Annotated in this window: 12 protein-coding genes and 1 tRNA gene; 4 read left to right on the top strand and 9 right to left on the bottom strand. The window is 67.4% G+C overall.

All coding sequences use genetic code 11. The features are described 5' to 3' along the window. Positions 1-148 precede the first annotated feature (148 nt). Positions 149-1237 (top strand): anhydro-N-acetylmuramic acid kinase, encoded by a 1089-nt coding sequence (locus ASE75_RS07200; protein ID WP_055932101.1) that lies wholly within the window; start codon positions 149-151, stop codon positions 1235-1237. 6 nt (positions 1238-1243) lie between these two features. Here the strand turns inward: ASE75_RS07200 and ASE75_RS15435 are convergent, their stop codons facing one another. From ASE75_RS15435 to ASE75_RS07190, 4 genes are all read right to left on the bottom strand, one after another. After that, the gene (locus ASE75_RS15435) at positions 1244-1426 is read right to left on the bottom strand and encodes a hypothetical protein (RefSeq protein ID WP_156340292.1); all 183 of its coding nucleotides are present in this window, start codon (positions 1424-1426) and stop codon (positions 1244-1246) included. Between the two features lie 66 nt (positions 1427-1492). After that, a complete protein-coding gene (locus ASE75_RS15430; protein WP_156340289.1) occupies positions 1493-1798 on the bottom strand; it encodes a hypothetical protein in 306 nt (101 codons plus the stop codon). A gap of 61 nt (positions 1799-1859) precedes the next feature. Beyond that, a complete protein-coding gene (locus tag ASE75_RS07195) occupies positions 1860-3038 on the bottom strand; it encodes a vWA domain-containing protein (protein WP_055931215.1) in 1179 nt (392 codons plus the stop codon). A gap of 140 nt (positions 3039-3178) precedes the next feature. Next, on the bottom strand, positions 3179-5521 hold the full coding sequence (locus ASE75_RS07190) for a bifunctional diguanylate cyclase/phosphodiesterase (RefSeq protein ID WP_055931212.1): 2343 nt from the start codon (positions 5519-5521) through the stop codon (positions 3179-3181). A 322-nt stretch (positions 5522-5843) separates the two neighbouring features. Between ASE75_RS07190 and ASE75_RS07185 the strand changes: the two genes are divergently transcribed. Continuing rightward, a complete protein-coding gene (locus ASE75_RS07185; RefSeq protein ID WP_156340286.1) occupies positions 5844-6278 on the top strand; it encodes a hypothetical protein in 435 nt (144 codons plus the stop codon). A gap of 40 nt (positions 6279-6318) precedes the next feature. On the opposite strand, the gene ASE75_RS07180 is transcribed toward ASE75_RS07185, so the two are convergent. The 3 genes from ASE75_RS07180 to moaA form a co-directional block, all read right to left on the bottom strand. After that, positions 6319-6393: transfer RNA gene (locus ASE75_RS07180), tRNA-Asn, on the bottom strand. 90 nt (positions 6394-6483) lie between these two features. Continuing rightward, entirely contained in the window at positions 6484-7263 is a 780-nt protein-coding gene (locus tag ASE75_RS07175; protein WP_055931206.1) for an NAD kinase, read from the bottom strand. Next, a complete protein-coding gene (gene moaA / locus ASE75_RS07170) occupies positions 7260-8270 on the bottom strand; it encodes a GTP 3',8-cyclase MoaA (protein WP_055931204.1) in 1011 nt (336 codons plus the stop codon). Before moaA ends, ASE75_RS07175 begins: the two co-directional genes overlap by 4 nt. A 176-nt stretch (positions 8271-8446) precedes the next feature. Here moaA and ASE75_RS07165 point away from each other — a divergent pair, with 176 nt between their 5' ends. Together ASE75_RS07165 and ASE75_RS07160 are read left to right on the top strand one after the other, a co-directional pair. Then, positions 8447-10420: a putative bifunctional diguanylate cyclase/phosphodiesterase gene (locus ASE75_RS07165; protein WP_055931201.1), complete on the top strand. Its 1974-nt coding sequence runs from the start codon at positions 8447-8449 to the stop codon at positions 10418-10420. Further along, the gene (locus ASE75_RS07160) at positions 10408-10830 is read left to right on the top strand and encodes a YybH family protein (RefSeq protein WP_055931198.1); all 423 of its coding nucleotides are present in this window, start codon (positions 10408-10410) and stop codon (positions 10828-10830) included. The genes ASE75_RS07165 and ASE75_RS07160 overlap by 13 nt, the downstream gene beginning before the upstream one ends. A gap of 105 nt (positions 10831-10935) precedes the next feature. On the opposite strand, the gene mfd is transcribed toward ASE75_RS07160, so the two are convergent. Together mfd and ASE75_RS07150 are read right to left on the bottom strand one after the other, a co-directional pair. After that, a complete protein-coding gene (mfd, locus tag ASE75_RS07155; RefSeq protein WP_055931195.1) occupies positions 10936-14403 on the bottom strand; it encodes a transcription-repair coupling factor in 3468 nt (1155 codons plus the stop codon). 124 nt (positions 14404-14527) lie between these two features. After that, positions 14528-14794, bottom strand: coding sequence for an FAD assembly factor SdhE (locus ASE75_RS07150; RefSeq protein WP_055931192.1), 267 nt, complete (start codon positions 14792-14794; stop codon positions 14528-14530). Positions 14795-14853: the final 59 nt, after the last annotated feature.

Raw genomic sequence — 14853 nt, 5'->3', positions numbered from 1 at the left:
GGGCACTTTGCCAGATGCGGACGTGGCGGGCCTTCACCCCACATCGCGCCGTGGCCGCAATGCCACGCCCGGTGGCTTTTCGACGCGGCCATGGTCGACTTCGCAGGCCCGTGACGGCATGGGTCACGACCAGAAGGAAGACATGACCATGCTTGCAATCGGCCTGATGTCCGGAACCTCGCTCGACGGGATCGACTCGGCACTGATCGAAACCGATGGCGCAGACCAGGTCCGGCCGATCGCGTTTCGCGGCGAGCCGTATTCCGACGTCGCGCGCGGCCAGCTGGCGGAGGCGACGCGGATGGCGCTGACCTTCGACCGGCCGCGCGCCAGCCCGCCGATCGTCGCGGCCGGCGACCTCATCACCCGCACCCACGCGCTGGTCGTCCACAAGCTGATGAAAGAGGCGGGCGTCAGCCCTGCCGACGTCGGTGTCATCGGCTTTCACGGCCAGACGATCGCCCACCGTCCCGACCGTGGATGGACGTGGCAGATCGGTGACGGCGCAGCACTCGCCAGGACCACCGGGATCACGACCGTCGCCGATTTCCGCTCGGCCGATGTGGCGGCCGGTGGTCAGGGTGCGCCGCTGATGCCGGTCTATCACGCGGCGCTGGTGGCCGGGCTTGATGGTCCGTTCGCGGTGCTGAACCTTGGCGGGGTGGCCAACATCACCTGGATCGGCGCAGGCGGTGCCATGATCGCATTCGATACCGGTCCGGCCAACGGGCTTATCGACCAGTGGGTGGAGACGGAAACGGGCGCGCGTTACGATCTTGGCGGCGCGTTGGGCGCCGCCGGCCGCGTCGACGAGACGGTGTTGACCGCAATGCTCGACCACCCGTTCTTCGATGCGCCGCCGCCGAAGTCGCTCGATCGGCATGATTTCACGATCCAGCCGGCGCGCGGGCTTTCCGCAGCAGACGGCGCGGCGACACTGACAGCGTTTACCGCCGCGACGGTGGCCGATGCGCTGAACCAGCTACCGGAGCGCCCGAAGCGGCTGATCGTTGCGGGTGGTGGGCGGCACAACCCGACCATGCTGGCGATGATCGCCGGTCGGACCGGCCTGACGCCGGAGCCGAGCGATACGCTTGGCTGGAACGGCGACGCGATGGAGGCGGAAGGATTCGCCTACATGGCAGTGCGAACGCTGCGCGACCTGCCGATCAGCTTTCCGGGGACAACCGGTGTCGCGCAACCGCAGGTCGGCGGGGTGATCCACCCCGCCGACTGACGGTCTTTACGCGCTGGTCGGGCGTGACAGGCCTGGAATGATCGCGGCCAGCGCGCCGCCGATCAGGATGCTGCCGGCGGCAAACGCAACGATCGGACCGATGCCGATCGACTTCGCGCTGGTCGTTGCGGGTGCCGGATCGTGATGGATGCGGGCATGGGGCATGACGGACGAGGGAATGTGGGACATGAACGCGGTACTCCGGTCGGAATGACGATCCCTTAACCGGCAATCGCCCGCGAATGTTCCGCCAAGCTATTGGACGCGCAAGACTTGTCCGTCGCCCGACACCGGGCCGCCCGATCCGGGATTGGCCCCGATACCGTCGCGAAGCACGACCGGGGTCGGGCATCCATCGACCTGCCGCCAGACGGTCTGGATCTGGGCGGCGGGGGGAAGGTCGCCCAGCTTGTGCATCCCGACCGGTGCCGCCCGCCTCGACGCGGCAACCGATGGTCCGGTCCTGCACAGGGAGCCGCCGGGCTTTTCCGCGCTTCGCAGGGACTGGGCGGATACCGCACCATGCGGAAGCACGAGAAGGGCAAGGGCGAGCAGGCGCATGAACGATTCTCCCGGTGGATAATCGCAGGCTATCCCTGCGCCGCCGGTCTGCCAACCGCCGTCACCGCTTCCGGGTCAGTTCGCGCATTCCGGCGTCGAGACCGGCAAGCGTCAGCGGATACATGCGGTCGGCCATCAGGTCGCGGATGATGCGGATGCTCTGGGCATAGCTCCAGTGCGCCTCGGGTGCGGGGTTCAGCCAGATCGCGGCCGGATAGGTCGTCGTCAGCCGGCGCAGCCAGGTCGCGCCGGATTCTTCGTTGAAATGTTCGACCGATCCGCCGGGGTGGGTGATTTCATACGGGCTCATCGACGCGTCGCCGACCAGCACCAGTTTATAGTCGTGGCCGAACTTGTGCAGCACGTCCCACAACGGCGTGCGTTCGGAAAAGCGACGGGTGTTGTCCTTCCATACGCCCTCGTACGGGCAATTGTGGAAGTAGAAGAACTCCAGATTCTTGAACTCGGTCGTCGCGGCGGAAAACAGCTCCTCGCACAGGGTCACGAACGGATCCATCGACCCGCCGACGTCGAGAAACAGCAGCAGCTTGACCGCGTTGCGGCGTTCGGCGCGCATCCGCACGTCGAGCCAGCCCTGGCGCGCGGTGCCGTCGATCGTTGCGTCGATATCCAGCTCGTCGGCCGCGCCTTCGCGCGCGAACCGGCGCAGGCGGCGCAGCGCAACCTTGATGTTGCGGGTACCGAGTTCGCGCGTGCTGTCGAGGTTGCGGAAGGCGCGCTGGTCCCAGACTTTCACCGCGCGGCCATGCGTGCTTTCGCCGCCGATCCGTACGCCCTCCGGATTGTAGCCGGCGTTGCCATAGGGGCTGGTGCCGCCGGTGCCGATCCATGTGTTGCCGCCCTGATGGCGTGCATGCTGTTCCTCCAGCCGCTTTTTCAGCGTCTCCATGATCTTGTCCCACGAGCCGAGCGCCGTGATCTTCGCCATCTCCTCGGGCGACAGATATTTCGCGGGGACCGCGCGCAGCCAGTCGGCGGGAATGTCGGCCGGGGCGGGGCCAAAGGTCGTCGCGACCCCGCGGAACACCTTCGAGAATACCGCGTCGAAGCGGTCGAGCAGCCCCTCGTCCTTCACATAGGTCGCGCGGGCGAGATAGTAGAACCCCTCCGGCGTCCGATCGGCCACGTCGAGGTCAAGCGCCTCCAGAAACAGGAGGTGCTCCTTCAGGCTGGCCGGGATTCCGGCACCGCGCAGTTCGTCCAGAAAGTCGAGAAACATCGGCATCCTTCTCCGGCGGCGAGCGCACGGGGCCGGGGCCGACGCGTTCGTCCGATCGGAAGCATGGCAGGCACGCGGCCCCGGAGCAATCGGCCCCGGATATTCAGCCCCGGGCAGCTGGCTGCGACCCGGTCAGGCGGTCAGGCGGATCGCAGGATGGTCGCTGATGCGGCAAAGCGGGGGCCGGGGCCGGGGCGGCCGGTCAGGAAGCCCTGCACCTGGGCGCATCCCTGCTGGACGACGATTGCGCGCTGATATTCGGTTTCGACCCCCTCGGTGACGACCGGCAGGTCGAGGCTGTGGCCAAGGCCGATGATCGCGGTGACGATCGACCGGGCGGCCGTGTCGGTTTCCAGCGCGGCGGTGAAGCTGCCGTCGATCTTGATCTTGTCGAACGGAAAGCTCTGGAGATTGCTGAGCGAGGAATAGCCGGTGCCGAAATCGTCCATGACGATCCGTACGCCAAGCGCGCGCAAACGGTGGAGGACGGATAACACGCTGGCGCGATCCTTCAGCAGCGCGCTTTCGGTGATTTCCAGTTCCAGCCGGTTGCCGGGCAGGCCGCTGCGGGACAGGGCGCCGACGATCTGGCCGTAGAGGCTGGCCAGCTGGAACTGGACCGGCGAGACATTGACCGCCACCGTCAGATGATCGGGCCAGGTCGCGGCTTCGGCACAGGCCTGCTCGAGCACCCATTCCCCCAGTTGAATGATTGAGCCGCTGTCCTCCGCAATCGGAATGAAGACGCCCGGCGTGACGGCGCCCAGTGTCGGATGGTCCCAGCGCAACAATGCCTCGTAACCAGCGACCGCGCCCGTCCGCGCGTCGGCCAATGGCTGATAGACGACGCTCAACTGGCGGCGCAGGATCGCCTGTCGCAGGTCGTGTTCCAGCATCCGTCGGCGGCGGAAGGAATCGTCCATGTCGGCATCGAAGAACGACGCCACGCCGCGTCCCGATGCCTTTGCTCGGTACAACGCGGTGTCGGCGTTGGCGCGCAGCTCGACCGTGTCGGTACCGTCGTTCGGCGACAGGGCAATGCCGATGCTGACGCCGACCGCGACCGGGTTGCGGCCGGTGTCCATCTCGCGCGCGAAGGCGGCAAGAAGGCGGTCGGCCAGCGCCCGCGCGCCCTGCGGCTGAACCTGTCCGGTCTGGAGAATGGCGAACTCGTCCCCGCCCAGCCGCGCGACGGTGTCGCCACGTGTGGTCTCCGCCCGCAGCAGGTCGGCGACCTGGCGAAGCGTCGCGTCGCCGGCTGCATGACCGAAGATATCGTTCACCGCCTTGAACCGGTCGAGGTCGAGCGCGAACATGGCGATCTGTGATCCATCGCGCCGTGCCCGCACCAGCGCCTGTGCCACCCGTTCGTCGAACAGCGTGCGGTTGGCAAGGTCGGTCAGCCCGTCATGCGATGCCAGATGCGCCAGGCGGCGTTCGGCCTCCTTCTTCTCGGTCAGGTCGCGGATGGCGATGACGTGACATTCGCGACCGCGATATTCGATATTCCGGCACAGGATCTCGACCGCGACATGCCGTCCGTCGTCATGGACAAGCGTCGCCTCGCTCGGCCCCCGTTCGGTACGACAGGCCAGATCATCGTCGTCCAGCGCCAGCAGCGTCGTCAGGTTTCGTCCCAGAAAGCTGGAACCCGACGCACCCACCAGCCGGGCCAGCCGCTCGTTCACGTCGACGATGGTGTCGCCATGCACGATCAACAACCCTTCGAGCGATGCGTCGGCCAGCCCGCGCAGGTCGGTCAGCAGGCGGTCGAGCACCATCGCCACGCCGGCGAACAGGATCAGCAACGCCGACGTCGTGACCACCATGCCCGCCAGCAACGCCCGGTCGATGCCGATGACGACGGGGGCGATGCTGAGGTCCGGGATCAGGCGGATCGCGCTCATCGAGGTGAAATGCAGCGACGCGATCGCCAGCACCAGCAGGACGGTCGGCACGATCAGCCGCGCATAACCGGTCAGCAGGCCGTAGGCGACGAACGCCAGCGCGCCCAGCGTCGACCCGATCAGGATCGCGACGCCGACGGCCACCTCGTCGATGGCAAGCCGGGCCTGCGCCTCGATCGCCAGCATCCCCATGAAATGCATCGCCGCCACGCCGATGCCCAGCGCCAGCCCTCCGGCCGCCAGCAGGACGATGCTGGGACGCAGGAGGGCGATACGGATGGCCGCCCACGAGGCGCTGACCGCCACGATCACCGACAGGGTCGTGATGCCGGGATTATAGCTGATCGGCAGGCCGCCGTCATAGGCGAGCATCGACAGGAAATGGGTCGACCAGATTGCGAGACCCGCCGCCGCGCCAGCCGCCGCCATCCAGAGGTTCCGGTGGGCCGGATGACATTCCTCGATCCGCGCCAGCAGAAAGATGGTGGTGCCACAGCCGATGACGCAGATCACGACCGCCGCCGCCAGAAATCGCCAGTCATGCTGGGTCGCGATACATGTGAAGACCGAGATCATGGTGTCATCCTGCCGCGGCGGAACGACCGGTCGCGCATGGTCGCGGCGCGGCCCTGCGTCACGATCTGCCCTGTCGGCCTTTCCGGGTCTGTTTCTCGGGAGGCAGAGTGGGCGTGGGAAAGTTTGGGAAAGGTTTACAAACCATTTCGGTTGTAATTCCGTTGGTCGCGTATCGGAATTGCGAGCATCAAGCGCCGGTGATTTGAAGCGGTTGGTTAACCCGCGTCATGCAGATTGCAAAAAACTGCAATATCGTGATTCTGACGTGTCAGACTGCAGGAGTGCCGAACATGTCCGGTTTGAACGGGGCGGGGTACCATCAATGAGTTCAGACGGCGCGGTTCCCCGCGACACGCCACCCTGGTTGTCGCACGGCGAGGAGGCCGACGCGGCTCGGTCGACCGCGCGCCCCCTGTCGGCCGATATTGCCCCGCTGGTCGCCCGCGCGGAGGCGATCTATGCGGCACGGCGCACCCGGACCGACAGCTTCGGCGAGGATGCCGACCTGTTCGGCGAACCATCCTGGGATCTGTTGCTGGACCTCTACATCGCCCACGAACGCGGGGTGGAGATCAACGTCAGCCGCAGCGTCGCGGCATCGGGCGTGCCGACGACCACCGGCCTGCGCTATATCGCGTTGCTGACCGATCGCGGCTTGCTGTGCCGCGTTGCCGATCCGTTCGACCGGCGTCGCCACTTCCTGACCCTGTCCGATCGCGGATTGAGCATCATGCGGGCGTTGCTGAAAAAGATCTGATGCCGCTGGGCGGAGTGGTCATCATGCTGACCGTCTGGAGTGGCTCCCCGGGCCGGATTCGAACCAGCGACCATTCGATTAACAGTCGAACGCTCTACCACTGAGCTACCGGGGAATACTCGCTCCCCCAAGGCCACTGCCCTGCGGGAGGCGCGCCTATAGCAGCGGGTTTCCGGAACTGGCAACCCCGCGTCGACGGAAAAATTCAGGCGATGAACTGTTCCATCGTAATTCGATCGTCGAGCGCGTGTTCGGGGTCGAACAACAGGGTAAGCTCGCGCGCGCGGTCCATCGCGATATCGACATTGGCGATGTCACGGATCTCGCGCTGGTCCGCCACCGCCGACACCGGCCGCTTGGCGGGATCAAGTACCCGGATACGGATCCGTGCCTTGTCGGGCAGAATAGCGCCGCGCCAGCGCCGCGGGCGAAACGGACTGATCGGCGTCAGCGCCAGCAGGGCGGACCCAAGCGGCAGGATCGGCCCCTGCGCCGACAAATTATAGGCGGTCGACCCGGCAGGGGTCGCGACCAGAATGCCGTCGCAGGCCAGTTCGGGCAGGACGATACGATCGTTCACCGTCACTTCCAGCTTGGCGGTCTGGCGGGTTTCACGCAGCAGCGATACTTCGTTAATCGCCGGCATGGTGCGGACGCGCCCGTCGACGCCGGTGACCGACACTTCCAGCGGCGTCACCTTGAACGGCTTGGCCCGGGCCAGTCGCTCATCAAGGCCGTGATGCCGCCATTCGTTCATCAGGAAGCCGACGGTGCCAAGGTTCATGCCGAAAACCGGCACGCCCGATGCCCGGCCGGCAAGCTGCCCGTGCAGCGTCTGAAGCATGAATCCGTCGCCACCCAGCGCGATCACGACATCGGCCTGTTCGATCGGCACCCAGTCGAACAGGTCGGCCAGTTCGGCGGCGGCCGCCTGTGCCGGCGGCGTGGGCGATGCGACCAGCGCGCGCCGTTCGTACCGGTTCATCCGCCGGTGACACTCATGTGCCGGGCGACCGCCGGGCCCTCGCCCGCACCGATACGAAAATCATGCGCCGCCGGCTTTTCGGCCAGCCCGATGTCGATGGCGGCATCGACCGCGGCAAGTCCGCCCTCGCGCAGTGCCGCCTTCAGGTCGACCTGATCGTCGTGACCAAGGCACATGTACAGTTTGCCCTCGGTCGTCAGGCGGACGCGGTTGCAGCCGTCACAGAAATTGGCGGTGAGCGGCGAGATAAGGCCGAGCCGGGTCACGGACGATCCGACGCGCCAGTAACGCGCCGGCCCGCCGGAGCGGTGCCCGTCGCGGACCAGCTCGAACCGGGTCGACAACCGGTCGAACACGCCGGTCAGCGGCAGGAAACGGTCGGTGCGATCCTCGTCGATCGCCCCCAGTGGCATCGTTTCGATCAGCGAGAGGTCGAGGCCGTTGTCGACGCACCACGCCAGCATCGGCGCGATGTGATCCTCGTTCAGCCCCTTCAGCGCGACCATGTTGATCTTCACCGCCAGGCCCGCATCGCGCGCCGCAAGGATGCCGTCGATGACCGTGGCGACATCGCCGTGTCGTGTGATGAAGCGGAAGGTGTCGGGGTCCAGCGTGTCCATGCTGACGTTGATCCGGCGCATGCCCGCATCGACCAGAGCGGGCGCGTGATCGCGCAGCCGCGTGCCGTTGGTCGTCATCGTCAGTTCCTGCAGACCGCGGCCGACATGCGACCCCAGGCGACGGACCAGTTCCGTCACGTCACGCCGGACCAGCGGCTCACCACCCGACAGCCGGATCTTGTCGACGCCGCGTTCGATGAACCGCTCGGCGATCACCGCGATTTCTTCAAGGCTCAGCACCTGCGAGCGCGGCAGGAACGTCATGGTTTCCGCCATGCAGTAACGGCAGCGCAGATCGCAACGATCCGTCACCGAGATACGAAGATACCGAATGGTGCGACCATGCGCATCGACCAGCGACCGGGTAGCGGGAGGGGCAGTGGTCATCCGGCAAAAGTTAGGGTCTGCGGCGCGCGCGGACAAGGGGCAATCATGCTGCCGCAGGTGGATCGGGCGTGATCCGGCCGGACTGGCCAGGAACAGGACCATTTCGGCCATTGGCGGGCGGGACATCCCGGTCTAGGCTTGGTCAGCACAGGGTTTGGGGTGGACATGAAGCGGCAATGAGCGATGCGGCGGCACCTTTATTCCTGTTGTCATTTCGCCAGCGTGATGAACTGGCACAACTGGCCAGTGGAGCCGGCTGGCACGTTGTCGCCGCGCGCCGGGCCGACGGCATTGCCCGGCGGTTGCTGGCCAGTGGCGCGCGTGTCGCGGTGGTCGATGCGCGCGGTGCCCTGGACGAGGGGCTAGCCGCGATCGTGGCGATCAGCGGGATCGTAGCGGCCAATGGCGGCGCGCTGCTGGCGTTGGTATCGCGCGGCGATGTCGGCGCGATCGGCCGGGTCTATGACGCTGGCGCGACGCATTTCCTGGCCAGCCCGGCGGGCGAGGGCGAGTTCGTTCAGACCTTGCGGTTCGCCGCCCGCCACGCCGAACGGGTCGCGGGTGACTGGAACGTGATGCGTCCCGCAACGACATTGGGATGGCGGATCGGCCGGGATGCCGGGGCCGTCCTGACCGACGATCTCGCATCCGCGCTGGACCTGCCCGAGCGTCTGGGCGCCCGCGCGCTGTTCCGGCGGGTGGCGATCGCCGATCGGCCCGCGGTCGTTGCGGCGATACGGCGGATGCGCGCGACGGGAACCAGCGCGGTGGCGCACGGCGTTCCCGGGGCGGGTCGCTTTGTCGAACATCTGCGCCAGCTGGCCGATGGCGGCATCGAGGCACTGGTCGAGCGACTGCCGTCGGGCGAAGCCGAGCCGGAGCGCGAATGGCGCACGCGCGAGCGCGATGCCGGCGACGCTCGCCGCTGGATCACCGGCCGGCTCGCCACCGGACGACCGCTGGCGGCGATGCAGATCGCGCTCACCCGGTTCGACCTGGTCAACGCCGCGCACGGGCGGGCCGCCGGCGACCTGTTGCTGCGCGCCGTCGCGCGGCGGATCCGCGACGTCGGCACCGGCCTGTTCGGGCAGGCGGCATTCGTCGCACGGGTGGCGGGGTCGGAGTTCCTGCTGATCGTCGACGCGGACAGCGAACGGACCGCGCTGGCGGCCGGGCAGCTGGAGGAAACGCTGGCCCAGCCATTTCCGGTCGATGGCGCGCTGGCCGCGCTCGGCAGTCGCATCGGCGTGGCGGAAACCCGGCCGGGCGACGATGCCGCCGCCCTGCTACGGCGGACGAGTCAGGCGCTGGCGAGCGCGAAGGCCAGTGACGGGGCCACCCTGCGCATGACCCTGCGTTCCGGCCCGGCACCGATCGACGCGCTGGCGGTCGACCTGCATCACGCGATGGACCGCGACGAGATCGACATCGTATTCCAGCCGCAGGTGGAGATTGCCAGCAACCGGATCACCGGGGTCGAGGCGCTGGCCCGCTGGGACCATGCCCGGCTGGGGCATCTGGGCGCGGACACGCTGTTTGCGGCGGCCGAGCGCGCCGATCTTGGCGTTGCACTGTCCGATCATATCCAGGGACTGGTGCTGGCACGGGCGGCGGCCTGGCCGGCGTCGCTGGCGCATATCCGGCTGTCGTTGAACGTCACGGCCGCCGATGTGGCGCGCGCGGGTTTTGCGAGCATGTTCCTGGCCCGTGTCGATGCCAGCGGCTTCCCGCGCGAGCGGTTGACCATCGAAATCACCGAAAGCGGCCTGATCGCCGATCTGGACGCGGCAGCGAGCCTGCTGGGCAAATTGCGGGCGGCGGGATGCCGGATCGCGATCGACGATTTCGGCACCGGCTATTCCAGCCTCGCCTATCTGAAGGCGCTGCCGCTCGATTACCTGAAGATCGACAAGGCGCTGGCACAGGACATCACCGGCAGCGCGCGCGACCGGGTGGTGGTGCGCGGCGTGATCGACATGGCCCGTTCGCTGGGGCTGGCGGTGATCGCCGAGGGGGTGGAGACGCAGGCGCAGCTTGGCCTGTTGTCGGCGCAGGGGTGCGATTTCTATCAGGGCTATCTGTGTGCCGAACCGCTGGGCGACGCGGCGCTGGCACGGTTGGTGGAGGACAAGGAACGATGCGACGCCTGATCCTTGGACTGGCGCTGGTCGCCAGTGCCGGCGCAGCCCAAAAAGCCGATCCGCAGGCGGAGGTGATGGCGGCGATGACCGCCAGCGCGGCCGGGTGGAATGCCGGCGATCTCGACCGGTTCGTTGCGATCTATGCGCCGGACGCCGGGTTCGTGACCAAAGACGGTGTCCTCAACGGGCGGCCCGCCATTGCCGATCGGTATCGCCCCAGTTTCACCAAGGGCGGCAATGTTCGCGGCACGCTGCGTTTTCAGGCGGTCGCCTATCGCACGATCAGCGCGACCCACCGGCTGCTGTTCGCCCGCTGGACGCTGACGCCCGCCGCGGGGACGCCGCAGACCGGCTTGACAACGCTGGTGTTCGAGCGGCGGCGCGAGGGGTGGAAGATCATCGCGGATCATAGTTCGTAACCCTCCCGTCACCCGCGAGCGCAGCGAAGCAATCCAGGGTCGCGCGCCATGCTCTGGGTTGGTTCGCTGCGCTCGCAATGACGGACCGGGGCGCGGCGGGAAGGCCTATCCCGCCGCCTGGGCCAGCCCGCGCGAAATTTGCAACGCGCCGTTCAACCGCGCCTTCGGATCCTCCCACGCGCGACCGACCACGATCTTGTTGTCCGGGCGCAGCTTGGCGAGGCCGTTCAGCCGGGTGACATAGGCGAGCAGCCCATCGACATTGGGCGGCGTATTGTCGTGGAACGCGATCAGCACGCCCTTCGGCCCGACGTCGATCTTGGACACGCAGGCCTTTTTCGCATTGCCCTTGATCTCGATGACGCGGATCAGATTTTCGGTCGCATCGGGCAGGGGGCCGAACCGGTCGATCATCTCGGCGGCGAACGCCTCGATCTCGTGACGGCCCTCCAGCTCGTTCAGGCGGCGATACAGGCCCATCCGCAGGTCGAGGTCAGGAACATAGTCGTCGGGGATCAGGATCGGCGCATCGACGGTGATCTGGGGGCTGAAATCGCGTGGGCGGCTGGCCATGCCGCCGGCCTTGGCGTCCATGATCGCTTCCTCCAGCATCGACTGGTAGAGTTCGTAGCCGACTTCCTTGATATGCCCCGACTGTTCGTCGCCGAGCAGGTTGCCCGCCCCGCGAATGTCGAGGTCGTGGCTGGCCAGCTGGAACCCGGCCCCGAGCGAATCGAGGTCGGACAGCACCTTCAGCCGCTTTTCCGCCGCGTCCGACATCATCCGTTCGGGCGGCGTAACCATATAGGCATAGGCCCGCGTCTTCGACCGGCCGACGCGCCCGCGCAGCTGATAGAGCTGGCCCAGGCCGAAGCGATCGGCGCGGTTGACGATCATCGTATTGGCGGACGGAATGTCGATGCCGCTTTCGATGATGGTGGTTGACACCAGCACCTCGAACTTCTTGTCGTAGAAGGCGGACATGCGCTCCTCGACCTCGGTCGGCGACATCTGGCCGTGGGCGATGACGTAGCGGATTTCGGGCACGTTCTCGCGCAGATACTCCTCGATGTCAGGCAGGTCGGCGACGCGCGGCGTGACGATGAAGCTCTGCCCGCCGCGATAATGTTCGCGCAGCAACGCCTCGCGCAGCACCACCGGGTCCCAGGGCATGATGTAGGTGCGGACCGCGAGCCGGTCGACCGGCGGGGTCTGGATGACCGACAGTTCGCGGATGCCGCTCATCGCCATCTGCAGGGTGCGCGGGATCGGCGTCGCGGTCAGCGTCAGCATGTGGACGTCGGCGCGCAATGTCTTCAGCCGTTCCTTGTGTGTCACGCCGAACCGCTGCTCCTCATCGACGATGACGAGGCCGAGGCGCTTGAAGTCGATGCTTTTCGCCAGCAGCGCGTGGGTGCCGATGACCACGTCGATCGTTCCGTCGGCCAGCCCCTCGCGCACCGCCTTGGCCTCCTTGGCGGTCACCAGCCGCGACAGGCGGCCCATGTTCATCGGGAAGCCCTCGAACCGCGCGGAGAAGTTATTGTAGTGCTGGCGCGCGAGCAGGGTGGTCGGGCAGACGATCGCGACCTGCTTGCCGCCCATCGCCGCGACGAAGGCGGCGCGCAGCGCGACCTCGGTCTTGCCGAACCCGACATCGCCGACGACCAGCCGGTCCATCGGCTTGCCCGCCGCCAGATCATCGAGCACGTCGTTGATCGCCCGGTCCTGATCCTCGGTTTCCTCGTACGGGAACCGGTCGACAAAGGCGGGATAGCCGCTGGCGTCGGGTTCGAGCAGGTCGCCGGGATGGAGCGCGCGTTCGGCGGCGACCGCGATCAGTTCGCCGGCGATCTCGCGGATCCGCTCCTTCATCGTCGCCTTGCGGCGCTGCCACGCCTCGCCGCCCAGCCGGTCAAGCGACGCGCCATCCTCGCCCGAGCCATAGCGCGACAGGACGTCGATATTCTCGACCGGGACGTATAGTTTGTCGCCGCCGGCATAGCTGAGCGCGACGCAGTCATGCGGGCTTTTGCCGACGGGGATCGAGGTCAGCCCCTCATAGCGGCCGATACCGTGGTCGGCGTGGACGACGAGATCGCCGGGCGACAGTGTCGCGAGTTCGGCCAGGAACGCATCGGTCGACTTGCGACGCTTGGACCGGCGGATCAGCCGGTCGCCGAGCATGTCCTGTTCGGTGAGCACCGCCACGCCCGGCGCGGTGAAGCCGTGGTCGAGCGGCAGGACGATCAGCGCGGTGCCGAAGCTCTTGCTCGTATCGGCGACGCCCAGCGCCTCCTGCCATGTTTCGGCGATCTTGGCGCCTTTCAGCCCGTGATCGGTCAGCAGGCCCATCAACCGCTCGCGCGCACCCCCCGAATAGCTGGCGAGGATCGGCTTGCGGCCGTCCTTTCGCAGCTTTTCGAGATGGGCGACCACCGCCTCATAGACGTTGCCGCCGCCGCTGCGCTCGGGTCCGAAATCGCGCGGGCCGTCGACGTCGAAATCGAGGATGGTCGGGCTTTCGGGTTCGTGGAACGGCGTGGTCAGATGCGCGGTCGCGGCGTCGAGCGAGGCGGTCCATTCCCTGGCATCGAGGTACAGCGCCTTGGCCGGCAGCGGGCGATAGCTGCCCGGTTCGGCCCCCGCCGCGCGCAGCCGGTTGGCGTGATAGTCGGCGATCGCCTCCAGCCGTCCCTCCGCCGCTGCGGTGACGCCGGAGTCGCGGACGACGACCGCATCGTCGCCCAGATGCTCGAACAAGGTGGCCAGCTTATCCTCGAACATCGGCAGCCAGTGTTCCATGCCGGCCAGCCGCCGTCCGTCCGACACCGCCTGATACAGCGGGTCGCCGGTCGCGGTCGCGCCGAACTTCTCGCGGTAGCGGCTGCGGAACCGCTTGACCGACTCCTCGTCGAGCAGCGCCTCGGACGCGGGCAGCAGGACGAAGCCGTCGACGCGGCCGGTGGTGCGCTGGTCGGCGGGGTCGAAGGTGCGGACCGTCTCGATCTCGTCGCCGAAAAAGTCGAGGCGCAGCGCGTGGTCCTCGCCGCTGGGGAACAGGTCGACGATGCCGCCGCGCACTGCATACTCCCCCTGATCGTGAACCGTTTCGGTGCGGACATAGCCGTTGGCCTGGAGCAGCACGGCCAGTTTTTCGCGGTCGATGCGCTCGCCGGGCGCGAGGCGGGCAACGAGCTGGCGGATGCGGAACGGCGTCAGCACGCGCTGGGTCGCGGCATTGGCGGTGGTCAGGACCAGTTGTGGCCCCTTGGGGCGGGCCTGCAGCTTGTGCAGCGCCGACACCCGCTCGGCCATGACACGCAGCGTGGGCGAGGCGCGGTCATAGGGCAGGCAGTCCCAGGCCGGGAACTGGACGATCTCGATATCGGGCGCGAAGAACGGCGCGGTCGACGCGATCGCGCGCATCGCCGCATCGTCCGGCGCGATGAACACCGCACGGGTCTTCGCTGCGCGCGCCAGGTCGGCCAGCAGCGACGGCTGGAATCCGGTCGCGACACCGGACAGCGTCAGCGGGGTCTTGGCGGCGAGGATCGTCTTCAGGTCGGGCATAGGGTACCTCCCCGGCGAAGGCCGGGGTCCAGTTGAAAAAGCAGTGGTAACAACGGACCGTCAGCCGTCACGAGCGTCTCGCCGCTGGTGCCGGCCTTCGCCGGGGCGGTGCGCGACGCGAGCGCTATTTCGCGATCGGGACGTAGTCGATTGACCGCATCGCCTGCATCAGCGGGGTGTCCCAGCGCGGCGGAATGGGCTGCGTGCCGATCGCCCAGGCCATGATGTCGACGTCCTGTTCCTCCATCAGCGCCTCGAACCAGACGATCTGTTCCTCGGTCCAGCTGTCGCAGTTGGTGTTGCAGAACCCGCCGATCATCAGGTCGGCTTCCTTGGTGCCGCGGTGCCATGCGCGGAAGCGGAGGCGTTTCAGGCGGGTGGCGTGATCCATCGAAAGCGCTCCAGACACGAATAGGCCGGCGGACGCTGGCGGCGGCCGTCGGCTGGGGG

This window comes from Sphingomonas sp. Leaf17 (assembly GCF_001421505.1).
Classification (GTDB): Bacteria; Pseudomonadota; Alphaproteobacteria; order Sphingomonadales; family Sphingomonadaceae; genus Sphingomonas.
The sequence above is the reverse complement of the archived record's forward strand: the minus strand, read 5'-3'. Positions and strand labels throughout refer to the sequence as shown.

What these genes read in the sequence shown, in the direction of transcription:
- ASE75_RS07200 (WP_055932101.1), top strand. Translation starts at nt 149, where the DNA reads ATGCTTGCAATCGGCCTGATGTCCGGAACCTCGCTCGACGGGATCGAC.
- ASE75_RS15435 (WP_156340292.1), bottom strand. Translation starts at nt 1,426, where the DNA reads ATGTCCCACATTCCCTCGTCCGTCATGCCCCATGCCCGCATCCATCAC.
- ASE75_RS15430 (WP_156340289.1), bottom strand. Translation starts at nt 1,798, where the DNA reads ATGCGCCTGCTCGCCCTTGCCCTTCTCGTGCTTCCGCATGGTGCGGTA.
- ASE75_RS07195 (WP_055931215.1), bottom strand. Translation starts at nt 3,038, where the DNA reads ATGTTTCTCGACTTTCTGGACGAACTGCGCGGTGCCGGAATCCCGGCC.
- ASE75_RS07190 (WP_055931212.1), bottom strand. Translation starts at nt 5,521, where the DNA reads ATGATCTCGGTCTTCACATGTATCGCGACCCAGCATGACTGGCGATTT.
- ASE75_RS07185 (WP_156340286.1), top strand. Translation starts at nt 5,844, where the DNA reads ATGAGTTCAGACGGCGCGGTTCCCCGCGACACGCCACCCTGGTTGTCG.
- ASE75_RS07175 (WP_055931206.1), bottom strand. Translation starts at nt 7,263, where the DNA reads ATGAACCGGTACGAACGGCGCGCGCTGGTCGCATCGCCCACGCCGCCG.
- moaA (WP_055931204.1), bottom strand. Translation starts at nt 8,270, where the DNA reads ATGACCACTGCCCCTCCCGCTACCCGGTCGCTGGTCGATGCGCATGGT.
- ASE75_RS07165 (WP_055931201.1), top strand. Translation starts at nt 8,447, where the DNA reads ATGAGCGATGCGGCGGCACCTTTATTCCTGTTGTCATTTCGCCAGCGT.
- ASE75_RS07160 (WP_055931198.1), top strand. Translation starts at nt 10,408, where the DNA reads ATGCGACGCCTGATCCTTGGACTGGCGCTGGTCGCCAGTGCCGGCGCA.
- mfd (WP_055931195.1), bottom strand. Translation starts at nt 14,403, where the DNA reads ATGCCCGACCTGAAGACGATCCTCGCCGCCAAGACCCCGCTGACGCTG.
- ASE75_RS07150 (WP_055931192.1), bottom strand. Translation starts at nt 14,794, where the DNA reads ATGGATCACGCCACCCGCCTGAAACGCCTCCGCTTCCGCGCATGGCAC.